General features: G+C 42.8%; 20 protein-coding genes and 1 pseudogene. 16 read left to right on the top strand and 5 right to left on the bottom strand.

Translation table 11 applies throughout. The features are described from left to right. Window positions 1-77: 77 nt before the first annotated feature. The 11 genes and pseudogenes from uraH (at window position 78) to L4C32_RS11665 (ending at window position 12,679) form a co-directional block, all read left to right on the top strand. Entirely contained in the window at window positions 78-431 is a 354-nt protein-coding gene (uraH, locus tag L4C32_RS11715) for a hydroxyisourate hydrolase (protein WP_428197066.1), read from the top strand. A 205-nt stretch (window positions 432-636) separates the two neighbouring features. After that, window positions 637-1,983: an NCS2 family permease gene (locus L4C32_RS11710; protein WP_428197065.1), complete on the top strand. Its 1,347-nt coding sequence runs from the start codon at window positions 637-639 to the stop codon at window positions 1,981-1,983. Window positions 1,984-2,159: 176 nt separating this feature from the next. Beyond that, a complete protein-coding gene (locus L4C32_RS11705; RefSeq protein WP_428197064.1) occupies window positions 2,160-3,521 on the top strand; it encodes a nucleobase:cation symporter-2 family protein in 1,362 nt (453 codons plus the stop codon). A gap of 72 nt (window positions 3,522-3,593) precedes the next feature. Further along, window positions 3,594-4,958, top strand: coding sequence for an 8-oxoguanine deaminase (locus L4C32_RS11700; protein WP_428197063.1), 1,365 nt, complete (start codon window positions 3,594-3,596; stop codon window positions 4,956-4,958). 430 nt (window positions 4,959-5,388) lie between these two features. Next, window positions 5,389-5,517 carry a hypothetical protein gene (locus L4C32_RS11695; protein WP_428197062.1) on the top strand — a complete coding sequence of 43 codons (129 nt, stop codon included), beginning with the start codon at window positions 5,389-5,391 and terminating at the stop codon, window positions 5,515-5,517. 277 nt (window positions 5,518-5,794) lie between these two features. After that, on the top strand, window positions 5,795-6,301 hold the full coding sequence (locus L4C32_RS11690) for a hypothetical protein (protein ID WP_428197061.1): 507 nt from the start codon (window positions 5,795-5,797) through the stop codon (window positions 6,299-6,301). A gap of 51 nt (window positions 6,302-6,352) precedes the next feature. Next, window positions 6,353-7,887: pseudogene (locus L4C32_RS11685) on the top strand (IS3 family transposase). A gap of 152 nt (window positions 7,888-8,039) precedes the next feature. Continuing rightward, entirely contained in the window at window positions 8,040-9,446 is a 1,407-nt protein-coding gene (locus tag L4C32_RS11680) for a CHASE2 domain-containing protein (RefSeq protein WP_428197060.1), read from the top strand. Then, on the top strand, window positions 9,443-9,817 hold the full coding sequence (locus L4C32_RS11675; protein ID WP_428197059.1) for a hypothetical protein: 375 nt from the start codon (window positions 9,443-9,445) through the stop codon (window positions 9,815-9,817). The genes L4C32_RS11680 and L4C32_RS11675 overlap by 4 nt, the downstream gene beginning before the upstream one ends. Next, window positions 9,807-10,823 carry a M48 family metalloprotease gene (locus L4C32_RS11670; RefSeq protein WP_428197058.1) on the top strand — a complete coding sequence of 339 codons (1,017 nt, stop codon included), beginning with the start codon at window positions 9,807-9,809 and terminating at the stop codon, window positions 10,821-10,823. Before L4C32_RS11675 ends, L4C32_RS11670 begins: the two co-directional genes overlap by 11 nt. Before the next feature lie 461 nt (window positions 10,824-11,284). Further along, a complete protein-coding gene (locus tag L4C32_RS11665) occupies window positions 11,285-12,679 on the top strand; it encodes an esterase-like activity of phytase family protein (protein WP_428197057.1) in 1,395 nt (464 codons plus the stop codon). Window positions 12,680-12,795: 116 nt separating this feature from the next. On the opposite strand, the gene L4C32_RS11660 is transcribed toward L4C32_RS11665, so the two are convergent. Further along, window positions 12,796-14,145, bottom strand: coding sequence for a sensor domain-containing diguanylate cyclase (locus L4C32_RS11660; protein WP_428197056.1), 1,350 nt, complete (start codon window positions 14,143-14,145; stop codon window positions 12,796-12,798). A gap of 105 nt (window positions 14,146-14,250) precedes the next feature. After that, complete coding sequence (locus L4C32_RS11655) at window positions 14,251-14,862, bottom strand: TetR/AcrR family transcriptional regulator (protein ID WP_428197055.1); 612 nt, start codon at window positions 14,860-14,862, stop codon at window positions 14,251-14,253. A 174-nt stretch (window positions 14,863-15,036) separates the two neighbouring features. On the opposite strand from L4C32_RS11655, the gene L4C32_RS11650 reads away from it, so the two are divergent. From L4C32_RS11650 to ygjK, 3 genes are all read left to right on the top strand, one after another. Beyond that, window positions 15,037-15,834 carry an ABC transporter permease gene (locus tag L4C32_RS11650; RefSeq protein WP_428197054.1) on the top strand — a complete coding sequence of 266 codons (798 nt, stop codon included), beginning with the start codon at window positions 15,037-15,039 and terminating at the stop codon, window positions 15,832-15,834. 121 nt (window positions 15,835-15,955) lie between these two features. Next, the gene (locus L4C32_RS11645) at window positions 15,956-16,552 is read left to right on the top strand and encodes a Yip1 family protein (RefSeq protein ID WP_428197053.1); all 597 of its coding nucleotides are present in this window, start codon (window positions 15,956-15,958) and stop codon (window positions 16,550-16,552) included. Window positions 16,553-16,738: 186 nt separating this feature from the next. Further along, window positions 16,739-19,117: an alpha-glucosidase gene (ygjK, locus tag L4C32_RS11640; protein ID WP_428197068.1), complete on the top strand. Its 2,379-nt coding sequence runs from the start codon at window positions 16,739-16,741 to the stop codon at window positions 19,115-19,117. A gap of 62 nt (window positions 19,118-19,179) precedes the next feature. On the opposite strand, the gene L4C32_RS11635 is transcribed toward ygjK, so the two are convergent. Next, entirely contained in the window at window positions 19,180-20,316 is a 1,137-nt protein-coding gene (locus L4C32_RS11635) for a DUF3541 domain-containing protein (RefSeq protein WP_428197052.1), read from the bottom strand. 146 nt (window positions 20,317-20,462) lie between these two features. Here L4C32_RS11635 and L4C32_RS11630 point away from each other — a divergent pair, with 146 nt between their 5' ends. Next, window positions 20,463-22,313, top strand: coding sequence for a M3 family metallopeptidase (locus L4C32_RS11630; protein WP_428197051.1), 1,851 nt, complete (start codon window positions 20,463-20,465; stop codon window positions 22,311-22,313). 33 nt (window positions 22,314-22,346) lie between these two features. Here L4C32_RS11630 and L4C32_RS11625 read toward each other — a convergent pair whose 3' ends face one another. After that, entirely contained in the window at window positions 22,347-23,234 is an 888-nt protein-coding gene (locus tag L4C32_RS11625; protein ID WP_428197050.1) for a LysR family transcriptional regulator, read from the bottom strand. Between the two features lie 88 nt (window positions 23,235-23,322). Between L4C32_RS11625 and L4C32_RS11620 the strand changes: the two genes are divergently transcribed. Beyond that, on the top strand, window positions 23,323-24,531 hold the full coding sequence (locus L4C32_RS11620) for a multidrug effflux MFS transporter (RefSeq protein WP_428197049.1): 1,209 nt from the start codon (window positions 23,323-23,325) through the stop codon (window positions 24,529-24,531). A 63-nt stretch (window positions 24,532-24,594) separates the two neighbouring features. Here L4C32_RS11620 and L4C32_RS11615 read toward each other — a convergent pair whose 3' ends face one another. Beyond that, window positions 24,595-25,569 carry an ABC transporter permease gene (locus tag L4C32_RS11615; protein ID WP_428197048.1) on the bottom strand — a complete coding sequence of 325 codons (975 nt, stop codon included), beginning with the start codon at window positions 25,567-25,569 and terminating at the stop codon, window positions 24,595-24,597. Window positions 25,570-25,571: the final 2 nt, after the last annotated feature.

Below are 25,571 nucleotides of genomic sequence, written 5' to 3'. Positions count from 1 at the left end.
ATTTAATCATAATGAAGATTGTAATAGAGTACCAATTGAATCAGATAAATTAGGAGAGCGCACCGCGCTGTAGACAGATGGGAAGATTAACCACACATATCCTCGATACTGCAAAGGGAATGCCTGGGTCAGAGATTAAAGTAGAACTTTTTCGTATTGAAGGCGAATCTACACAATTGATTAATACTGTTTTTACCAATGCGGATGGCCGTACCGATTCCGCCATTCTAGAGGGTACTGAATTTTCTACCGGTAAATATCAGCTTGTTTTCCACACCGCTCCTTACTTTAAAAGGGAGGGCGTTGAACTGTCAGCCATCCCATTTTTAGATGATGTTGTAATACGTTTTGGTATCGATAATGAAGATCAGCACTACCATGTGCCCCTTCTTGTTTCTCCTTACAGTTTTTCAACCTATCGTGGCAGTTAATTAACTGCCAAGGTTAAGCCGCAACAACAGATACCACGATAATCAGTCGGGATAAGCGCAGGTACATGCGCGTTATCTGTATACATCGAATAACAACATCAACAACAATTCTACAAAGATTTGCTCAGTAGTAACGAGCATTTTTCATCTCGATCTCATCACTAAGATGCATATCGACAATGGCACACTAAGAGGAAAGTTCGTCATGAATAATACCAATACTGATGCATTGAACGACCCAATTAAGGAAAGCTCATCTTTTCTTGAACGCTTCTTTAAACTAAAAGAGCACGGTACCAACGTAAAAAATGAGCTACTCGGCGGAGTAACGACGTTTGCGACGATGGCGTATATCATCTTTGTGAACCCAAGTATTATGGCTGCTTCTGGTATGGATCCAGGGGCTGTTTTTGTGGCGACTTGTGTAGGGGCTGCCATTGGCACTCTATTAATGGGGCTATTTGCTAACTGGCCAGTCGGTCTAGCACCAGGCATGGGGTTAAATGCGTTTTTCTCATTCACCGTCGTTGGTGAAATGGGTTATAGCTGGGAAGTCGCTCTGGGGGCGGTCTTTCTTTCCGGTATTCTATTTGTCGGTATGAGTTTTTATAAAGTCCGAGAGTGGATCATAGAGAGTATTCCTACCAGCCTTCGCTGCTCCATGACAGCAGGTGTCGGACTCTTTTTAGGCTTAATCGGTCTTAAAACAGCCGGTATCGTCGTTGAGAACCCAGCGACACTGGTCTCATTAGGCAACTTTGCTGAACCTAATGCCCTACTTGCAGCAATCTGTTTCTTGATCATTGCAGTACTGAGTGAACGAAAAATCTTCGGCGCTGTTTTAATCGGCATAATTAGTGTCACTATTGTGGGCATGATGTTAGGTCTTGTTGAGTACAATGGACTCTTCGCTGCACCACCAAGTATCGCACCAACCTTTTTAGCGATGGATATTGCCGGCGCCATGCAGATCTCAATGGTCAGTGTGATCTTAGCCTTTTTGTTTGTAAACATGTTCGATACTGCTGGAACATTAATGGGTGTTGCCGAGCACGCCAATCTTGTGAATAAAGATACAGGCCGTATTGAAGGACTAAGCAAAGCATTAAAAGCGGACAGTGTCGCCAGTGTTGCAGGCGCATGTATTGGTTGCCCACCAGTAACTAGCTATGTAGAAAGTGCCGCTGGTGTTGCTGCTGGCGGACGTACTGGTCTATCCGCCGTGTTCATTTCACTGCTGTTTGTTGCCGCTATTTTCTTATCTCCATTGGCTGCAATGATCCCTTCGTATGCCACGGCAGGCGCATTGATCTACGTCGCTTTTGTCATGATGGGCAGCATGAAAAATGTGAACTGGAATGATTTTACGGACTCAGCGCCTGCAGCAATCACGGCGCTAATGATGCCTTTTACCTTCTCGATTGCGAATGGTATTGCTCTAGGGTTTATCACCTATACCGTACTGAAAGTAGCGACGGGTAAAACCAATCAAGTCTCTATCAGCATGTACATTTTAACCGCCATTTTTGTGGCTAAATTAGTCTACATCTAACCACAGGTTCCAATAACAACCATATCGTCGGTACTCACTACCTTGCAAAGAGAGCTCTCTGCTCGGGAACGTGTGCCGACAACGGATTACTCATGACCCTACGCAGTTTGTAAAAGTCATTCTTTGTTCATAACCCGTCCCTCTATTTTTAAATGGATCAGGCAAAGGAAAATGCAATGAAACTTCTTTATACAATCAATCAACGTCCGCCTAACGGCATTACATTCCTACTCGCTCTACAGCATATGCTCGCCTCTATTGGCGGCATCATCGCCGTTCCTCTCATTGTCGGTTCATCGATCGGTTTACCTAGCGATGAGATCGTCACGCTAATCAACGCCGCACTCTTTGCTTCTGGCATTGTTACCATCGTTCAATGTATTGGTTTCGGCCCAGTGGGTATTCGCCTCCCCGTAGTCATGGGATCAAGCTTTGCCTTTCTTGGTGTCGCGATTGGCATCGGTAAAGAAGGCGGGGTTGCCAGTATTATGGGAGCTGCTCTGGTTGGTTCATTTGTTGTGATTTTTGCCAGTTTCTTTATGGAAAAAATCCGAAAACTCTTCCCTACCGTAGTAAGTGGTGTCGTAGTAACACTGATTGGGTTAACTATTTTACCTGTCGCAATGAACTGGGTGGGTGATGCGCCAGCAATGAGTCCAGAATTTGCTACTTTACCAAAACTGTTTTTAGCCATTGTGTCGCTAGGAATCGTGGTGGCGGTCTCTGTCTATTGCAAAGGTGCCATTGCTGCCTCTGCGATTGTGATTGGTTTAGGTGGTGGCTATCTTGTTGCTCTATCCATGGGCATGGTGAATTTAGAGCAGATCACAACAGCAAGCTGGTTTGGTGGTCCTGAACCATTTAAATATGGTTTCAGTTTCTCTATCGGTGCCATTGTGAGTATGAGTTTGGTCTACTTGGTTGTGATTGCAGAAGCAACCGGAGACTTCATGGCGCTTGGCAGCAACTGTAATGTGAAACTCACAGGTAAAGATCTAAAACGTGGTCTTCTGGGTGATGGTTTGGGCAGTACGCTAGCCGCACTATTAACCGCTATGCCACTGGCCTCTTTTAGCCAAAATGTCGGTATCGTAGGCATCACAGGGGTCGCTAGTCGTTTTGTGGTTGCTGCAACAGGTGGCCTATTAATTCTTGGTGGTCTGTTTCCAAAATTAGCTGCATTAGCAGTAACCATTCCAAAACCAGTGTTAGGTGGTGTCGGTTTTGTGATGTTTGGCATGATTGCGTATGCTGGTATCAGAATGTTGATAAAAGCCGCAGATACTAAGCGAAATGCATTAGTAATTTGTGTAGGATTAGCATCAGGGCTTGCAGTTACTTTTGAACCACGCTTGATTCAGCATTTGCCCCATGATATCGCTAACTTTTTCCACTCAGGGATCAGTACAGGTACCTTAGTAACGGTTTTACTGCACCAAATTTTACCGAAATCTTCTGCGGAGGAGGAGAGTGATATTGAGGATGAGATCGAAGCAGAAAGTACCAAGCCCCTGTTGTCAGAACAGGTAAACGAATAATCTATTTTTTATCTAAAAATGAGTAAAGTCCCTCTTCCCTGCAATGGCTGAGAGGGCTAAGGAAAACTATGAATGACTACCACATGGCTTAAAAACCCACTCGCAATATACACAGGTACAACGCACGACGCACAAGGCGGTGTTGTTGTCCAAGGCAATAAAATTGTTGAGTTAGTACCTTTGGGCGCTCAACCTCAAACCCAGATTGATCAGGTCACTGACGCCAGTCAACATGTTATCACCCCGGGCCTTATTAATGCCCACCATCACTTCTACCAAACTCTCACACGAGCCTATCCAGCTGCGCTCAATAAAGAGCTGTTTAACTGGTTAAAGACCCTCTACCCAGTATGGGCGGGTTTAGATTCAGAAATGATGAGTCTAGCCACTGAAGTGGCTCTGGTTGAGATGTTAATGTCCGGCTGTACCACCGCTTCTGATCACCATTACTTGATCCCAACGGGTTTAGAAAATGCGATTGATCTGCAAGTTGATGTCGCCAATAAACTGGGTATTCGTGCGATCTTAACTCGCGGTTCAATGAGCTTGGGCGAAGATGAAGGTGGACTGCCACCACGACATACCATTCAGACAGAGCAGGTCATTATTGATGATAGTTTGAGACTGATTGATCAATATCACCAACGTGAAGATGGCGCGATGATTCAAATTGCGCTTGCTCCATGTTCACCCTTCTCGGTCACTACCGACTTGATGAAAGAGACGGCTCGCATTGCCAAGCAGCAGCAAGTCATGGTGCATACTCATCTTTGCGAAACCATTGATGAAGAGGATTTCTGTCTTAAGCAGTTTGGTCTGCGTCCAGTTGATTACCTCGAAGATGTTGGTTGGTTGAATAACCGCACTTGGCTTGCTCATGCTATACACTTCAACGATGAAGAGATCGCACGTTTAGGCAAAGCGAACATCGGGATCAGTCACTGTCCTACCTCAAATATGATGTTGGCATCAGGCATCTGTCGTAACAATGAACTGGAAGCGGCAGGGGTCAATGTTGGTCTAGGCGTGGATGGTTCAGCCTCTAATGACGGATCCAACATGATTGCCGAAGTTAGGATGGCGATGTATCTGCAGCGTTTACGATATGGCTCGGCGAATGTCAGTCATACTGATGCACTGCGATGGGCAACGTCAGGCTCTGCCAAAGCGATGGGAAGAAGCGATATTGGTGAATTAAGTGTCGGCAAACAAGCTGATATTGCCATGTTCAAACTCGATGAGATTCGCTTCTCAGGCGCTCATGACCCACTGGCCGCTCTACTACTGTGTGGTGCTCAACAAGCCGACAAGGTGATGGTTGCAGGTCAATGGCGAGTCAGCGATGGCCAAGTAATCGGTCTAGATCTAGAAAGGTTGCTGTATAAACACCGTAACGCCGCCAAGCGCTTAGCAGAAAAAGCGGCAGCGCTGCGTTAATACCGATGAGGCAGAAATCCGCTAATGGGTTTCTGCCTTAAAATACCCCTACAGACAATGTCATTAACCTCACTGAATCCCCTCTATTATGTATCTATAATTCAATACACAAATTCCACTTTGTATCCTTAATTGATGACAGGGCAACAGAGATCGCTTCTAGAAGCCTAGATGCCAATTCTCAGAACATGTTTTTAGAGGCACAGTCTATTGATGAAGAGGCTCAAAAGCGGCTTCTTAATCAGATCAAAGAACAGGTTATTGAGTCTGGCGGACGTGCTCTTTGGAATAACACTAAGGAGTAGCGTAGCTATGACGACATTACTCGAAAACCCCGAGGGCGCAACTCCACCCATTCGTTAACGGTAATGGCCGTCACTCACGCGTCTTCACTGATATTGTTCGAGTGTATCTACTCGGAGAGAAGCCGATGAAATGGGCACACGCCAAACTTAAAAGCATGACTGAAGAGCGTTCTTCCTATATCTCCAGCCTAAGAAAGGCGGATAGAGGAGATTTCACCGAGTTTACTGAATACCTTCAACGTTTAGGTAACTAGAAATGGACTGAGCGAGTGCAAAGGTCTGACTTGCTTCTGCCCCATTCCTTGTTAGAGATTCTACTCATTCATATTTTGTGCATGACAGTTCGCCATACATTTGTTCATGTGACGAATAGTAGTTAACAAGTCAGTCAATTTGACCCGCAACGCTCCGTATTTTTTGTGTACTTTGCTTCGCTACATATTCCACGCAGAGGTCAAATAACCTCGAGCGGTGGCCTTTTATTTTTAACCTAGAAGTATGGTATCCTATTGTTTTTATATGGGTATAAACATGAAAAAGTTGGTTTTACTTCTTCCTATAATGCTAATTCAAGGTTGTGTATATAATTCATATACAACTAAGCTCAATGAGCCTGTGCAACGGGAAAATATTAGTAGCTATATTTTATTAAAAAATACTAATCCAAACGATGAAATCTTATCTGCAACTATAGGAGAAGAGTTATTTGTTATTAATCGGAAAACGATTGGTAAGAGTAACGCTGTAATTGTCAAAGCTCCAACAGGCCGTGATTTTCCACAAGATCAAGTATGGTCTGGTACATATAAATATAACGATGGAGAATCTGGAGACTTATATGTATATACCACTCCAACATATTATAAAGGAACTATCGGTGTAATTCTTGATGACAATCAACAACTAACAACGAAGAAGCCTTTAGTTCAATTGGAAGGTTCAAAAGTAGGTCGTCGATGGTCTTTAAGGTCTGCAACTGATTTTTTTGCTATCTATGCTGATAATTGGGCTTTAAGGTATCCCTATCTGGCAGGATAGTTGTCACTGTTAAAATTTAACCAGTTTAGGGCGGTAACAGAGAATAAACATATGGCTCGTTACTCACAGGAAAGAAGAGAAGCAATATTAATAAAGTTACTCCCCCCACATTCACGCTCTGTAGCGGAAGTGGCAAAAGAAGAAGGCATCAGCGACGCAACTCTGTATTATTGGCGCAAACAACTTAGAGAATCAGGAGCGGTTGTGCCTAACAGTAATACATCTTCAGAGCAGTGGTCAGCGCAAACCAAACTTGCCATTGTTGCGGAAACCTTTTCCATGACAGAAAACGAACTCAGTCAGTATTGTCGACAAAAAGGGCTATACCCAGAAGAAGTCCAGCAATGGCGCAGCGAGTGCATACATGGATTTATGTCTTCAAAAGAGCGTTAGGTCCAAGCCAAACGACAAGCGAAAGAAGACAAACACGAAATCAAAGCGTTAAAGAAAGAGCTGCGTTATAAAGAGAAAGCCTTAGCCGAAACCGCCGCCTTATTGGTGCTAAGAAAAAAGCTGAGAGCCTTTTACGGGGAAGAGCCCGAGGACGACTAACCTCAACCGTTGAAAGGCAATGCCTAATTGAACTCATTCAAGAGGCTCATAAAAATGGTAGCCGATTAGAGAATGCCTGTAATGAGGCACTCGTCGATTTACGTACTTATCGCCGTTGGTATCAGCAAGGGAATGTGCTTGAAGATAAACGACCAACATCGGTGCGCCCTGAGCCGACTAATAAGCTCAGTGACGAAGAGCGAAAGTCGATTATCGACATTAGCAATGCGCCCGAGTTCAAGAGCTTGCCACCAAGCCAGATAGTGCCGACCTTGCTCGACAAGGGGTAGTATATTGCGTCAGAAGCGAGCTTCTATCGGGTTCTGAAGGCCGCAGGTCAACTTAGTCGTCGTGGTCGACAACGCACGAGGAAAAAGAATGCAAAACCAACAAGCTACACCGCAACTGGGCCAAACCAAGTCTATACTTGGGACATCACCTACATGCCATCAGATGTGCGCGGTCAGCATTATTATCTTTATCTGATAGAAGACATTTACAGTCGCAAAGTCGTCGGTTATGAGGTCTACGACCGCGAATGTGGTGAGTTAGCAAGCGGTCTATTGCAACGCACATTACTGCGTGAGCAATGCTTTAATCAAACGTTGGTGCTGCACTCAGATAACGGCGCGCCGATGAAGTCGTTGACGTTCAAAGCAAAAATGGAAGAGCTGGGCATTATATCTTCCTATAGCCGTCCACGCGTGAGCGACGATAACCCCTATGTCGAGTCGTTGTTCCGTACGTTAAAATATGTCCCAAGCTGGCCGTCAAAAGGTTTTAAAAATATAGAAGCTTGCCGAACTTGGGTTGAGGCATTCGTTAGCTGGTATAACACCGAACATAAGCACAGCCGCTTAAACTATGTGACGCCTTCAGAGCGCCATAATGGAAAAGATGCTCAAATATTAAGGCAACGCGCCGAGGTGTTGATGAAACATAGAAGCAAGCGCCCAGAGCGCTGGTCGGGGAAAATCAGGAACTGCAAACCGATCGGTAGGGTTCAGCTGAACCCAGAGAAAGAAGCTGCCTAATTACTAGGCAAGTAGTGACAACTACCTTGAAAAACACCGGTTAGAACGATGTTGAGTAAGATCGAAATTAGGATAATGCTATTAGTTTAATAGGTATTTTAATGGTAATTTATATTTAATTGATTTTTGTGTTTAGGGAATAAATATAAATTGTGAGTAAGCATAAAGTTAAGCTAATTTTAGTATCTTGTTTACAGGCTCTAGTGATTTCGATTTTTATTCTGTTTAACCCATTGGGCCTTAAAAATACGAGTCAGGAACAGAGTGAAATGTTGTATCTCGATACTACAGCATCAAGCTTTGATGCTAAGTTAGAATCAGCTGTAGTAGTGTTGATCGATGAATATACTATGGAAAAGTATGACCTTAACTACCCAGTAGATTATAAAAATCTATCAAGGATTCTACGATCGATTAGTAGCCACAATCCCAACTCTGTCTTTATCGACGTTCTTCAAAACTACCAGCATTCAAAAGAGTTAGATTACTGGCTTAAGCATTTAAAAAAGTCAAGTGAACATCACCCCATTTATCTAGCACAAGATTTAGAATTTGATAAACAGTGGCGACTGAATAACAAAGAGAACATTAGATATAAGCTAAGCCAAAACACCACTCTGGCTCCTGTATCATGGCGCGGCCCTTCAAATCGCTATCCACTAATGGTCAGCCATAATGGTCAGAATCATAAAACAGCAGCTTTGTTAATGTACGAACGATATTGCGAAAGCGTGAATTGTCAACTGTTTCAAAGCTCAGAAAATTATGATGAATCAATGGTGGTTCGATGGAGCAATAAAAATAGTAATGAACAAACTGCATTTTTAAAAGTGGCCGACGGGTGTGAGTTTCAGCAACGTAGTATGCGTCAAGCAATTAGTAGACACGTTACCTATGGTTTTCAAAGCAAAAAAGCGATAGATGAACATAGAGTGAAATGTCCGCCGATTTTAACCCTGAGTGCGAATGATTTTTTGGCTCAAAATTCGAAGGGCAATCAAGACTTGCGAAAAGTGATAGAAAACAGAGCGGTGTTTATCGGCTATGACTTATTGGGATCTTCTGACTTAGTTGTGTCTCCGGTTCATAATCAATTACCGGGAGTGTTCTACCATGCCATGGCATTTGTAAACTTGGTATCTATGGATACCGAGTACTGGCGATCGCCTAATGTTATTGGGGAGTGTCCAGTTGTAGGGGATTGCAATTTCTCGTATTACGATTTGATTCAAATATTACTTTATGCTGTGGTTCTTGGTTTTTCGCTCTATTTAAAAAAATCTTATGTACTTTATAGTGACGAAAACACGAAAAAATTACTGACCTATTCAGTATTATTTCTTGTTGTGACTACCATTGTTGTATTTTCAATAGTTGTCTTTCAAGACATTGCAGGGCCAGCGAATTGGATAACCTTAACAAGCATATTGATAATTAGTGCAAGCATGCTAATTAAGCCAGTGGTTATTAATATTCATCAATGGGCACTAATAAATCTTAAAAGCAAAAATATTGGTAAGTTGTTGATTTTAAGATTTAAAGTGATGGTTAGAAAATGAAGTTAGTATATTTGATGTTTCTTTTGTTTTTATCCTATCCAACTTGTGCAGTGGATAGTACGGTGATTAAGTTTAATTCAAGGGAGGTCGAAGTCTGCACAAGCCCAACAGATGCTGATACCTGTGATTACGTTAAGATATCCAGACTGCCAGACCCAGAAACGGTGACTATTAAAGTGTTAGAACTCACTCAGCAGGGTATGGTGAAGTTAAACATTAATGGAAAAATAAAGTACATTCATCAAATGGATTTAAAGTTCAGTACGAGAGTAACAGTTAGCGAACCTTGTATAGACAAAGAGTTTAACTCAAGGGCGGATAAAAATACCTATTCTACCCATGGAATTATGGATAAATGCGATGAAAAATAATCTCCTCTTCGTTGTTGTTATTTTTCTTTTAGGTTGTTCCACAAGTAGCGAAAAGTTAACGTTTGGAGACCACATTGACGGAAAATTTAAGGACAATATAGCGAATTTGGATGAGGTGAAAGACTTTGAACTTGAGTTTGACAGAGAATATGTCAACTTAGAGGACATTGAGTTACCAGCTATTAAATATAAAACGCTTCCGTTCGACACATTGAACATTGCTCATGTATGTGAAAAATTTGCAGGTAATGACGTCAAAATAACCAATAATTCTAATCGTGAAAAAAATGAAGAAATTGTGAGACACATTGCTCATCGTATTAATGGAGTGTTTGGATGTGACATTGCTGTTCAATATGAAATTACAGAATCAGAAATGTACGGTGCATTAGTTAGAAAAAACAAAATTGTATTAACTTCAGGACTAYTTTCTGAGTCTCAATATATTGATGAAATCGTTTTTGTCATCGCACATGAAATGGTACATCATGTACTAGTTCACAATCAGCAGATCACCCTACTTCGTTCTAAAAAGACTCGCGAGACTAATAGAGCTGCGAGAGATATCCACGATTACCTTATCGCAATTACTTTGGAAGAAGAGGCGACTACCTTTACCGATAATTATAAAAGACATCACGCTATGAATATGTCCAATAACTTAATGATTTCTAATGAAGTAATTGCTGACATTCTTGCTGTTGATATTATGGTTAAGGCTGGGTACAGTCCACAGGCGATACGTTATGTGTTAGAACGAACGTCAAGCTGCTTAGGATTTCATGATGGTGACTTAAATAAACAATTTGCCCAAATGCAAGATTCAGCAAAGAAGTTTAATGAAAGTAAGAATAAGAGTATGGAAGACTATTTCGAAGTAATAGGTCCTCTTCTTTCCCAGACCCATCTAACACCACCTTGGAGAGAAAAAACAGTTTCAACATACATTAAGGCTAATTATTCAACGGAGAGACGTTTAATAATGACGCCCTTGAGTAGTTTTTAAGTGAGTGTGATGGTTTTTAGCCGATGAATAGCATTGCCAAAACATTAAAATGAATGAGTACAGAGAATCCTAGTAGGGTCAAGCATTTTTCCTTTGTTGTTTTTTTTACGCCTACTAATTATAGTTTGTCGAATTAAAAGTAATTGAACCTAATTCGTTTATGTCCAAACACGAGTTTGAAAGTGATCAAACCTTATTCTCCTTTGGGTTCCTCACTTTGCTGGATCTGGAAAGGTTGCTGTATAAACACCGCAATGCCGCCAAGCGCTTAGCAGAGTTCAGCTAGCTGATTTCTGCCTCAACTCTTAGTCATATTCTAAAATAAAACACGGTCTAACCTGCTAAAAATGAAAGAAGTGAAGCATTTCGTTCACATTTTATTCATCAAAAATATATATCTCCTTGCTAGCTTATCTCGTCGATACCAATCACTTGCCGAAATGGTGCTTAAGGAAACAATAATGAAAAAGAATGGATTCAACGCTCTATCACTTTCCGTACTGCTCGCTGTAAGCTCTACCTCTATAGCTGCAACTGAAAATATTACCGCAATTGATACGTTATCTGGTGCAGCCTTACCCTATCAAATTCTGCGAAATGACCTTATTGACCATGCAAAGCCTGGCAATAAGATAGAGGTCAGAAATGGTGGATTTGGCTCAGATATGACCGCTCATCCGAGTCATGAGAATCAATTTTACGCTCTGACTGACAGAGGTCCAAACGCTACTTATAAAAAAGGTCACCATGGAAAAGGGAAAATTTTTCCTACCCCAAACTATACCCCTCGAATCGGACTTTTCGAAGTAAATGAATATGGCAATGTAGAGCTGATAAAAGTAATCCTGCTTAAAAAGCCTGATGGTTCGCCTATATCAGGCTTACCAAACAGCTCTGATATAGGCGGGACAGGCGAAACACCTTATGACACCAAAGGCAATCCCATTACTCAACACCCGAGTAAGGCATTTGATCCCTCGAACAACCCATTGAAGCTTGATGATTATGGTTTAGATGGTGAAGGGTTAGTCGCTATGCAAGATGGTACTTTCTGGGTTAGCGATGAATACGGGCCACACATCGTGCACTTTGACCAAGATGGTATTGAGATGGATCGAATAAATGCTTTTACGCACGATACACGCGCCAAATTCAATTTACCTGCCGAGTACGCTAATCGCCGACCAAACCGTGGAATGGAAGGACTGGCTATCACACCCGATGAAACAACCTTAGTCGGTACCATGCAGTCCACCATGTACAACCCTGACAAGAAAGTAAAAGCCTTAGATCTAGCGAGAATTGTGACTATCAACTTAGAAACAGGCAAAACCGGTCAATATCTTTACAAACAGGAAAAAGCCCAAAACTCTAATTCAGGCATTGCCGCAATTTCTCAAAACGAGTTTGTCATCATCGAGCGTGATGGTGCGTTCTATCGAGATAATCCTCAAGCGATGAAGCACATCTACCGAATAGACTTAGCGAATGCGACTAACCTTGAAGGCATTCCAAACAGTACTGATTTGATTCAAGATGATAAACTCGGCCTGATGATAAATGGTCAAACGCTTGAGCAAGCAGTTAACGCTCACGGGTGGGATGTGTTAGAAAAGTATAATATCAAGCCGGTAACAAAATCCTTAGTTGTCGATTTAGTGAAAGAGATCAAGTACCCACATGATAAGTTGGAAGGTATGTGGTTAATCGACTCAAGAACGTTAGGTGTCATCAACGACGATGACTTTGCAACATGGGCGAGTAAAGGCAAGCTTGAACAAAAATACCTAAATAAAGAGAAAACCAGAATCGACAACAACACACTCTATATTTTCAACGATTTAAATCTAAAATAGCGATAAGCGCAGCCTCTAACGAAGCGGCGACAGTTCAATTCACAGAGGCTACAAGGTTAGCCTCTGTTTAGAGAAGTGATAAAGTGTATGCCCTCCTGCTATTTAATAATCATTATTCAATTGAAAATAATCACTCGATTCCTTCCTTCATGCTTTGCCGCATATAACGCTTTATCCGCTTTATCAATTAATACCTCTAATTGATCTTGTTTACCCAGTAATGCGGCTCCAATACTAACGGTCAAATAAATAGGTTTATCCTTTGAAATAAAAGGGGTTTCAGCAACTGAAATTCTAATTCGATTCGCGACTTCAATGGCCTTATCAAGGTTAGTATTCGGTAAAGCGATGGCAAATTCTTCTCCGCCAAGTCTTCCAAAAATGTCAGAATCTCTGATCTCTAGCAGGCATAGTTGAACAAAGTGCGTCAATGCTTTATCACCTACACTATGTCCGTGCTGGTCATTGACAGCCTTAAAGTGATCAATATCAAGAACTAAAATAGTAAATTGCCTATCCTCTAGATGTTGATATATTTTCAGTTCTCTGGCGCCTACCTCCATGAAATAACGGCGATTATTCACTTCGGTGAGGGAGTCTGTAGTGGCTTCTATGAATAACTTTTCTTCATATTCTTCTCTACTCGTCTGTTCTTTGTTTAGAATGATCTTCATTACGGCCGTAATGATGAAAGAAAATAAGATAGTTATAATTATAATTGCTGGAATAATATCCCGACTAAGAGCACGAGGGTTCCATGATAAATAGCCAATGGTATCGCCTAATGGAGACTTTATGGCTATGAAGTTTTTCATATTTTCAGGGCTTGGGGTTACCCTAAGACCAAATAATTGATAACGGCTCTCTAATTTACTCAGATAGTCAGGATCAACCCGTTTTCCCACAGCTAAAAAGGTTCCTTTTCTCGGAGTGATTAACTCTTCATCAATAAAAGGCCCCCCCATAATATGATAAATATCTGAGCCCAATAGAAAAAAACCGTTAACCAATCGGCTCTCAGTTTCGAGTTTGTCAGATAGCGTCATTAAATTAAAAAGAGGCTTCTGTATCTCAGTAAAACGTAGAGCCTGAGAGTCAGTACTTTTTACCAAATAAGCTTCTTGCTCTCCTTCAATAATACCAACACTAAAGTCAAAATCACCTTTATTCATCAAGTAATACCCTGAATTTCCTTCAACCCAGTCAGTATCATGCTCGATCGCTACTTTGATGTAAGCGTCATCCCAATAAGTATACTCTTCAAGAATATCTTGCCCATGCTTAGTTTCAAGATTTCGTGCCAAACTGATCCGCTGGGCTAACTCATCAGCAGCGATTCTATCTAATGAGTTCAAAAAAAACAGAAGGCAACCAGCCACAGCAATTACCATGGCAATCAAGAGCCAAGTTACTACGTATGTTAATGACTTTGCAGGAACAAAGGTCCGCGTTGTTAGTTTTTTCATATCACCAGAAGATTATCTTATAGTAATGTATCAGAGAAGATCTTGTACAATATTAGCATAGACGAATATTGACTTATTGATACATCTATAGATGAAGTGGTGAATTTAGATTGATTTTATCTGGCACCCATTAATCACAAATTGGGTCAAAAAGTTTGATGCTTCAATAAAGTCATTATCATCAAGTTTGGGTTTGTCCATCACGTTACAGATCTGCCAACTAAAATCCGCATAGGTTTGAGTGGCCGCCCAGATGGTAAACATCAAGTGTTGCGGGGATAACTTGGCCATCAACCCCTGCTCACTCCAGCTTTCAAACTTACTGACCATCATTTTTGACTGTACCAGCAGTTCATCTGCAATATCTGTGGGTAGCGATTTTGCTCCTGACATCACTTCGTTGGCAAACACTTTGGAGGCATCAGGGTGATCGCGAGAGATGCGCAGTTTGGTTTTAATGTATTCAGTGAGTGCTTCAGCTGGGTCATCTAACAGCTCAATCGGCTTAGAGGCCTCTAATAAAGGTTGAACAACGGTATTTAGTACCGCTCGGTATAGGTTGTCTTTGGTACTAAAATAGTAGTAAACGTTCGGCTTAGGAATATCAGCTTGTTTGGCAATATCGGCCATCTTAGTGGCAGCGTAGCCTTGCTCGGCAAACAAGTGGCAGGCAACGTCAATAATTAGCTCTTGATTCTTCTGTCTGATCCGTGACATTTTTCCTGCCTGTTTCACTGTTTAATTCAATTTCTTACTGTAATAGATATCAGCACTTGGTTAAAGAAATTCTCACGATCAATTATGTTAAATCAAACATCTACCCTTTTATTTCTAGACTTTTATATTGGCGGATTTTACTCTGTAGACAGTTAATCTTTTCTTGGTCTTGTTATGCAGTCATCTATTGATATCTCTTGGTTTGAACTTGGCCTTTTCATGACCGTTCTGATCATCCCTTTTTTTATCAATCATCATTTCCAACTTGAGCTTGGTAAAAAGATATCCACCTCGGTGGTGAGAATGACGGCTCAACTGGCGTTAGTGGGCCTTTATCTGCAATTCCTGTTTGATCTTAACAGTGCACTCCTTAATATTATTTGGCTTGCTGTGATGTTATGTGTGGGGGCAAGTGCCATTATTGATAACTCAGGCCTACCTAAAAAAACACTCTATCTTCCCGTTTTTATTGGCCTGTTATTCGGTTTAGTTCCAATGCTTAGCATACTGCTTCTCGTTTTACTTAAACCAACGCCTCTCTACAGCGGCCAATATTTAATCCCCCTTGCTGGTATGTTATTAGGCAACAGCTTGAGTGGCAATATTATTGCACTTCAACGGCTGTTCACTGCGTTTAACGAGAAAAAACACGAGTATGAAGGTGCATTAGCCTTAGGGGCTAAGCCACCTTTTGCCGCGTCCCCATTTGTGCGCAGTGCACTGCAGCAATCTTTCGCCCCTATTATCGCCTCAATGGCCACCACGGGATTGGTCACTTTGCCAGGCATGATGACAGGACAGATCCTTGGTGGGGTTGACCCTATGGTTGCGATCAAATATCAATTGATCATTCTGGTGGCTATTTTTGTAATGTTGAGTGTCTCCGTTACTACTACTTTAATCCTTGCAATCCATACCACCATTACCCCCTCTGGTTTGGTCCGAGCCTCTCTTAAAAAACAGCCCAACTGATTAAAAAATAATCAATTGTGAGAGTTCGCGCAATTAATTATTCAAACAAAGTGAACGAAACTTGACTATGCTTATTTTATGACCAATTACTTAACATATCGTTAACAAAAGGGGTTTTAAAATGGTATTGAATCACATCATGGGATTGTATGTTCACCCTAGACAAGAGTGGAAAGAGATTGGGCAGCACAAAGAGTCTCTAGCTAGCAGTTTAACCCATCTGCTTTTTATTGCGTTAATCCCTGCGGTATGCGCCTACATAGCAAACGTCTATATGGGTTGGGATCTTGGAATATCTAAAACACTGCTTCTTACTCCAAAAAGTGCATTAATGATGTCTTTTGGACTTTATGCAGGATTGATTGGTGGGGTCTTTGCCCTAGCCTATATCGCTTATTGGATGGCAAAAACCTTCGACACCGCACCAAGCTACTCTATTGCACTTGAATTGGTGGTATACACTGCGACTCCGATGTTCATGGTTGGTTTAGCGGCGCTCTTCCCTACACTGTGGTTCATGATGGTTGCTGGATTATGTGGTATCGCTTACTCCGTTTATCTGCTCTATTCTGGTCTGCCGATTATGATGAACATCCCTGAAGACAAAGGTTTTATGTATTCAAGCTCTGTGGTCACTGCCGGGTTAGTACTGTTAGTCAGCTTAATGGCAGCCAGCATTATTTTATGGAGCCATGGTTTTGGTCCCGTGATTCAATAACTAACCTTAGTATCAATAAAACAGCGGCTTAGGTCGCTGTTTTTGTCTGCATTGTAAATTATGTATTCATTTAGTAAAGTTTTACTGATTTTTATGCAGCCAAGTCACATTTGCTCATAGAATCAATTTATTGTTCTTTGAATGTCTACCACACTCTCTGCGATTCCTTTTCCAGAGACCTTAATTATGAACTTACGTAAATCACTCTGTGCTATGTCTATTGCTACTGCTGTTACTCTATCTGGATGCTCAATGACCAACGACAATGAGCACCATGTATCAGAATTCAAAAACGTCATTAATCGCACTGGCTCCCCTCAATATATGCGAGATTACGACGCTTACAACCATCAGAGATTCAACCCGATGTTTGATAACGGTTCATGGCATGGTCACCTACTGCCCGAGGTTGAGAGTAATATGGGCGGTTTTCCTGGTCCGGCTCTATTAACCGAAGAGTACATTAACTTCATGGCTACCGATTTTGACCGCTTATCGGTATATAAAGAGGGCCAGAAAGTCGCATTCCAGATGAAAGCCTACAGCATTCCAGGAGCGTTAATACAAGAGCTAACCTCTAAAGGGAGTGACGTAAAAGTCCGTCTCACGCTACGCTTTGTCACTAATCGTACTTCTCTGCTAGAAACGGATATTGAATCTGACAGTAAGCTAACGCTTGTGTGGGACGGCGAGCTGATTGAAAATAACTACGCCAAAGAGGGCGTACCCAAGTCGGATCTAACGGTCAGCCAAGCCTACCCAGACTACCAACGTAAGATTCACCCAACCTCTGATGGCTTAACGGTTAGCTTTGGCAAAGTGCGATCTACGTGGTCACTGCTCACCTCTGGTCAATCTGAATATCAAGTCCATAAATCTATCAAAAGTGATACTAAAGTCGATGGGCTAACCTTCCGTTCTGAAGCGACCGTATCAGGTGATACCACTATCTACACCACCTACTCACACTTGTTGACCACCACTGAGAAGCAGCAAGAGAAAACGTTGATTAAGGATATCTTACGCTCTCCTGAGGATTACCTTGAACAGTCAGAGCAGCGCTGGAAAAACTACCTAGATATGGGGTTAAGCAACCCTAACGCCAGTGTTCAACAGACTCGTGTAGCCGTGAAAGCAATAGAGACTCTCAATGCTAATTGGCGAGGCGCGGCGGGTGCAATGACATTCGACTCTGTAACGCCGTCAGTAACAGCCCGTTGGTTCTCAGGCAATCAAACTTGGCCATGGGATACATGGAAACAAGCGTACGCGATGGCCCACTTTAACCCGAGTGTTGCCAAAGATAATATTCGTGCCATGTTCGCTTACCAGATTGAAGCTAGTGACGCAGTTCGCCCACAAGATGTCGGGTATATTCCCGATCTCTTGGCCTACAACAAAAGCCCAGAACGTAACGGTGACGGTGGCAACTGGAATGAGCGAAATACCAAACCGAGTCTGGCTGCTTGGTCAGTGATGGAGATATATAACACGACCCAAGACAAAACTTGGTTAGAGGAGATGTACCCGAAACTCAAAGCGTATCACTTCTGGTGGTTAAACAACCGCGATCACAATAAGAATGGCATTGCTGAATATGGTGCTACCGTGGACAAAGCTCACAATACGCCAGAAGGAGAGATGTTGTTCACCGCCACTATTAACGGGGAGGAGCGTGAGATGCATGGCATTAGCAAATATAATGCTCTGCTCGATTCCGGTGAGTATGACAATATTGAGATACCAGCCCAAACAGCCGCCTCTTGGGAGTCCGGTCGAGATGACGCTGCTGTGTTTGGTTTTATCAGTGAAGAGCAACTTGTCCGTTACATTGAAAACGGCGGCTCACGTAAGGATTGGGAAGTGAAGTTCGCCGAAAACCGGGATAAAAACGGAAACCTGCTCGGTTACTCCCTGTTGCAAGAGTCCGTCGACCAAGCCAGTTATATGTACAGTGATAACAAATATCTCGCCCAGATGGCCGACCTTTTAGGTCATGAAGCCGATGCCATTGAGTTCCGCGAAAAATCGGAGAAGCTCGCCGCCTACATCAATCAATGCATGTTTGATCAAACATCCGGTTACTTTTATGACATTCGTATCGAAGATAAACCACTAGCAAATGGCTGTGCCGGAAAACCTATTGTTGAGCGCGGTCGAGGACCTGAAGGCTGGTCTCCCCTGTTCAATGGCGCTGCAACCCAAAAAAATGCTGATGATGTGGTGGCAGTGATGCTCGATGAAAAAGAGTTCAACACTTTGGTACCACTGGGTACCGCATCACAAACCAACCCAGCTTACGGGCCTGATATCTATTGGCGCGGACGAGTGTGGGTTGATCAGTTCTACTTTGGCGTAAGAGGCATGGAACAATATGGTTATCGCACGGAAGCCGTACAATTAGTGGATAAATTCTTTGCTAACGCCGATGGCTTAGTTGCAGATGGTCCAATTCGTGAGAACTACAACCCGGAAACGGGTGCTCAGCAAGGAGCCCCTAATTTTTCTTGGAGTGCCGCTCACCTCTATATGCTATACAACGAATTCGTGACTGGTAAAGAGTAACCTAGAATAATGTCATCATGAAAAAAGGGGATCACCGAACGGGTGCTCCCCTTTTTGATGTTCTATTTTTTCGTCGCTAATGGGTTCTTATTCACTAGACCAAAAGGCATCGCAGAAAACATCGCCGGTTGTTTTTGAATCGTTGGCACCGCTTGAGGCTTATGCCAATTTAACAGCATCACTGCCAACACATTTCGATGCTCGCCATCGTCTAGATCCACACTGCCATTTACGGAAGGTACCATCATATGCTCCCGATCGATTGATGCTTGAATGTGCTGTTTGGTCCGGGTGACGATAGGATCATCATACTCTCCAGCTAATAGGAAATTGATGCCAATTTCAGCAATCACATCCTCTTTAGAGCGGCGCATAATTGAGTCCATATTGTTGCGATAGTAGTCAAATATCCACTGATATTCCGCTTGTTTAATCTCATGCTGATAGTAACCACTGGCTGCAATAATAATGTGGGTTAATCCATACAACTTATTCATATACTGCTGATCAGTTAACGTATCATCTTTACCATCTGGGTAAGTTTTTCGAAACGCTTCAATAAATTCCTCAGTCACATCTTGCTCACCCAGCTGCTTCAACCAGTAGACTTGATTTGCCAACTGGGCTGCCCAAGCTTCAATCATTTCAGGGTCGGTAGCATACTTGGAAAAATCATAACGTCTTATTATTGCTCTGAGTTTGTCGTCCTCTCTGTGCTTTAGACCATACTCGTCGGCTCTGGCCATCGACCCCAGAAGATCAATGCCAAGAAATAGATATTCAGGCTGTTCAACTGTCGCTTCATAACGTAGCTGTCGTCTTACCGCATCACTATTTTCATAGCCCTCAATTCTCTTCTCAGAGTATGCCTTGATCGCTTCGGGTTCATACAACTCAGTAGTGATTTCGTTCAGTCGGCTCGCCACTCGAGCAAGATCAGACCATACCGCGCCTTTGTATTTTAGCTCTTGCGTCTGCCTATACATACGAAGACCATAGTGTCCCCGTTTAAAGGCTGAGAAGGTATAAAGTTGAGGCTCATATGTCTGCTTTATTTCATCAGCATCCCTTTCAAAACTTAATACCTGATGATTAATTTCGAGTTGTTTAACCACTGAATGCGACGATTCTGCTTGGGCACAGGTAAATGGCAACAAAACAAAACAACAAACTAAACAAATATTAGATAAATGAGACATAAATTTCCGTTATTATTGGATTTAGAAAATATCGACATGATAGGCTATAGCAAAATCAAATGTGCCAATGTCAACGTTGTGTGATTTTTTAGCACTAGCAGTATCTAACAGCACCAAACAATTCTCTAAACGACTAAGGATAGACGATGACCATAGCAAAACAGTATCTCAATACCTTAAACAGTGACTATCTATCGGTTCACTTAAACAAAGAGAACTTCTTCTGGGACACCTACATGGGCATGAGTGATGACCATGCGGGCTCTGCCGCTGCGGAAACTCAGTGGGTCTCTTTTCTGAGTAATGCAGATCGCATCAAAGAGATAAAAGTGCAGATTGAACTTGCTGAGCAGCAACCCGATTCTGATGAGAAAAAAAATACCATTACAGGTTTAACAGGTTGGTTAGCGACGTTTAATGCACACGCGATTGAGTCAAAAGAGGCACAGGAATTAAAAGCAGAACTGATCAAATTTGAAGCCTCGCTTTTCGCTAAAAAACAGAAACACAGCATGATGTTTGTCAATGAAGATGGCGAGACGGTTGAAGGCTCACTGCCTGTTTTATCCTCTACAATCCGTACTAATGACAAAGAAGAAGTGAGAGCTAGCGCGCACAAAGCCCTACTGGATCTGGAGCAGTGGTTACTAGGAAATGGGTATATCGAACTGGTTAAGCTGCGTAACAAATTTGCTAAAGCACTGGGTTACGATAACTTTTTTGACTATTCCATTGTTAAAACTGAACAGATGACCACCGCTCAACTGTTCTCTATCTTGGATGATTTTGAAGAGCGAACGCGTGATAGTCACCAAGCGAGTTTAGATGGATTAGTGGCAGAGAAAGGCGTCCAATCTGTTAACGCGCATAACTTTGTCTTCTCATTCGCAGGCGACGTCATGCGTAACCTTGACCCATACGTTCCTTTTTCGAAGTCACTACGTCGCTGGGTTGAGTCTTTTTCTCGTTTGAATATTCACTATTCAGGGGCAGAGTTAACCCTTGATTTACTTGACCGTAAAGGCAAATATCAAAATGGTTTCTGTCACGGCCCTATTCCTGCTTTTTATAACGATAGAGAGTGGATTGCCAGTAAGGTCAATTTCACCAGTAATGCCAAACCAGACCAAGTCGGCAGTGGCTTTGATGGTATGAATACTCTATTCCATGAAGGGGGTCACGCCGCTCACTTTGCCAATGTAAAAATGAACGCGCCCTGTTTCTCACAAGAGTTTGCGCCAACCTCAATGGCTTACGCAGAGACTCAGTCGATGTTCTGTGACAGCTTATTGAATGATGCGGATTGGTTAAAGAGTTACGCAAAAGATGACGAAGGAAATGCCGTTCCTGACGATATTATTAAAGCGATGGTCGATAACAAACAGCCGTTTAAAGCCTATGAAGAGAGAAGTATTCTTGTTGTTCCCTATTTTGAGCGCGCGGTCTACGCATTAAGTGATGAAGAACTTACTGCAGAAAACTTAACTCAGCTTGCTCGTGATATGGAGAAGAAAATCCTCGGTTTAGACGCCAGCCCACGACCACTAATGGCAATTCCTCATCTACTGTCAGATGAAGCGGCTTGTTCTTATCAAGGTTATCTTCTTGCGCATATGGCGGTTTATCAAACTCGAGCCTATTTTATGGAGAAGTTCGGTTATTTGACGGATAACCCTGAGATTGGCCCATTGCTTGAAAAGCACTACTGGAATGGTGGTAATAGCGTCAACCACAATGGCACCATTGAGAACCTTACAGGTGAAGGGTTTAATGCAAAATACCTTGCCGATTCATGTAACTTAACCGTTGATGAAGCGTGGGCAGCGCAACAAGCTAAAATCTCATCATTGGCCAACCGAACCCAAGCGGACCTAGTGAGCTTAAATGCGAAGATTCGAGTGGTTGATGGCAGTAAAGAGCTTGCCAACAACGATCAATCGGATGCCGATATGTGCAGCCAATTCGAAGCGTATATTGTCTCTACCTATGGACGATAATCGTCGAGATTAAAATGAAGCGTGGGAAGTCGGTTACTTCTCACGCTCTTTTGCGATCTCTTCTTTGAGATAACGAATAAATAGTTGAGTTCGAGTGTGTTCATTATCTAATTTAGGATAATAGGCGTGCACCATTGTCTCATCACCACTTAATCCTTTCAAAATATGGTTTAACTCTCCACTCTCAATCTCTTCACGAATCATACTTCGACCAGTCAGTAGAATCCCCATGCCACGTTTTGCACTGTGAAACAGAGCTTCAGGATTGGTAGTGGCAAAGTTCCCATTCATCGTAATATGTTGCCCATTTGATAGTGTGACTTCTCGCCGGCTGTACTCGCCCCAAACCAATACGTTGTGACCATCCAGTTCTTCTACACTTTGTGGCACACCATATTTTTTAACGTATTTCGGTGAGACAAAAAACTCCGCTTTGTGTTTAAACAACGGCGTTGCTTTAAAGCTTAACGAATTTAAACGGTCCAATTCTCGACTGATGAAAATATCCAGACTCAGCTCAGGAAGCTGACCGGGAATGGTGGTAATTAGTTGAATTTTAATATTGGGATAGAGCGCCAAAAAACCATCAAAATATCGTACTAATAGCTTAGAACCTACTGCGATGGTTGCTCCAATTTTTAACACTCCAGTCGGGCTTTGATTGACTGAGCGCGTCTCATCAACCAAGGATTGCCAATCATCCAACTGCTGCTTTGCTCGCTGATAAAAGTGCAATCCCGCCTCCGTTTGTGACAACGAACGCGTGGTACGTTTTAGCAATTGAACCCCAAGTCTCCCCTCAAGCCAGTGCAGACGCTTACTTAAGGCAGAACTGCTGGTATTCATCTGTCGGGCTGCGGCACTAAAGCTGCCTTCATCCACCACTTTTACATAACTCTGCACGCAGTCTAACCAGTCCATCGCCCTCTCCGATTAAGTCCCGTAAGGACTTAATTATTTTCCTATGTGGTTTATTATCATTATTTAGTCTTGAATGTAGACTAATTGAATGCAAATAAATTCTCAAGAACGTTTTAATCGCACCCCACTACTGCTTGCCATGATGATACTGGCAACGGGACAAGTTGGTGTGAGTGTCTATCTCCCAGCACTTCCTGCTATAAGCCGGGATTTGATGGTGGGTCAAGATCAAGTGCAGCTGTTAGTTACTCTGTTTCTGGTCGGATTTGGACTGTCTCAACTGTTTTATGGCCCAGCTTCGGATGCGATGGGGCGACGACCTATTTTTATCCTTGGGCAAGGTATCTATCTACTTGGTACGGTGATCTGCGTGCTGATGGTAGACAGTTTCACCGCGTTAGCACTGGGTCGATTATTACAAGGATTAGGAGCCGGAAGTGCCTCTGTGTTAGGGAGAAGTGTACTCCGGGACAGTTACAATGGCTTCACTCTGACCAAAGCCCTCTCCTATATGTCTATTATGGCTTCCATTCTGCCTATTTTAGGGCCTGTTATAGGGGGATGGATCGCTTGGCATTTAAGCTGGCAGTGGATTTTTGGTTTTGTATTGATCTACATTAGTGCCATCTTCACGTTGGGATTAGCCATATTGCCAGAAACACTTCCCTATAAGCCTCAGCCGTTCAAAGTGATGTCAGTGCTAAGCACCTACTCTCGCCTAATTCGAAATCGACAGATCATTACCAGTGCGAGTTATAACTGGCTATCCTACCTCTCTACGGTAGTGTCGATCTCACTCATGCCTTTCTTACTGCAAGATGGACTAGGATTAACCACTGCCGAATATGGTGAGGTTATGATTATACCTTCCGCTGGGTTATTAGTTGGCAGCGTGATGTTGAATCGATTGAATCAACGCTTCTCTTCCGCTCAGATGCTCTCTGGGGCATTCACCCTATCAGCGGTTGCTGGATTGATTTTAATCACTACACCAACATCGCTCTTCTCTCTGATTGGGGCGTTCACCCTTTTAACCGTCAGCCAAGGGATCTCGTTTCCTCTGTCTGTCACTTTACTGCTCTCTCCACACACTAAGAACGTCGGAGCTATCTCTGCACTGTCGGGCTCAATTCAAATGTGTTTTGCTGGGTTATTAGGTGGATTCTTAGTACAAGAGTTTATTACCCATCAACTGAGCTTAGGTCTATTTTATGTTCTTTCTGCCTTCTGTATGGCGTTGATATTGATGTTTAACCACAAACATCAGAGCTTCAACCAAGCTGTCACCAGTCAGTAAGCATAAAAAAGGCGACATCTCTGTCGCCTTTCTATTTCACAATAACTGTATACACACTCTGGGTTAACGCTCTTTCGAGTAAGGTTGCCCTACCGCTTTTGGTGCGACCGCTTTACCAATAAATCCAGCAAGCAGTACCACGGTTAAAACGTATGGCAATGCAGAGAAAACCTGCGTGGGTAGAATACCGACAAACGGTACTTCAACACCTTGCATTCTGGTCTCAAGTGCCGTTAAGAAACCGAACAGTAGACACGCTAAAAAGGCATTCCTTGGCTTCCATTTACCAAAAATAACGGCGGCTAACGCGATGTAACCCTGCCCTGCTGTCATCTCTTTACCAAAGGCTGCGTTTTGCGCCGTAGACAAATACGCCCCAGCGAAACCACATAAAATACCAGCAACGATGACCGCGCGATAACGAAGCCACACAACGGAGATACCTGCACTATCAACGGCATTAGGCTCTTCACCGACCGCTCTCACACGTAAACCGAAACGCGTTCTGAACAATACCCACCAACTTAAACCTACGGCAATAAAGGCGAGATAAACAAGAATATTATGTCCTGATATCAGCTCTTTATAGATAGTACCAATAACTGGCACGTTTTCACCTAGCCACTGTGCACCCGGCAAATCAATCGGTAAAAAGCGTTGTTCAGGGCCCAAGCTTGGTGTCTGTCCGCCTCGAGAGAACCACGCATGTCCAAGTGTGATGGTCATACCGGAAGCGAAGAAGTTAATCGCCAACCCCGAGATGATGTGATCACCACGTTGAGTGATACAGGCAAAACCGTGGACTAGCGCAAGCATTACCGACGCCAATACCGCAGCAAACAAGCCTAACCAAGGGTTACCTAATGCATAGGAAACACTGGCAGCGGTAAAGGCGGCAAACAACATTTTGCCTTCAAGCCCGATATCAACAACCCCTGAACGCTCAGAAAATATCCCAGCCATTGCTGCAAAAATCAGCGGAATAGAGAGACGAATTGTCGAATCAAATGTGGAGATAAACCAACTAAAAATATCCATTT

The sequence above is a fragment of the Aliivibrio kagoshimensis genome (genome assembly GCF_050337105.1).
In the GTDB taxonomy this organism is placed as follows: Bacteria; Pseudomonadota; Gammaproteobacteria; order Enterobacterales; family Vibrionaceae; genus Aliivibrio_A; species Aliivibrio_A kagoshimensis.
Note: the sequence above shows the minus strand (reverse complement) of the source record. Positions and strands in the feature narration are given on the sequence as shown.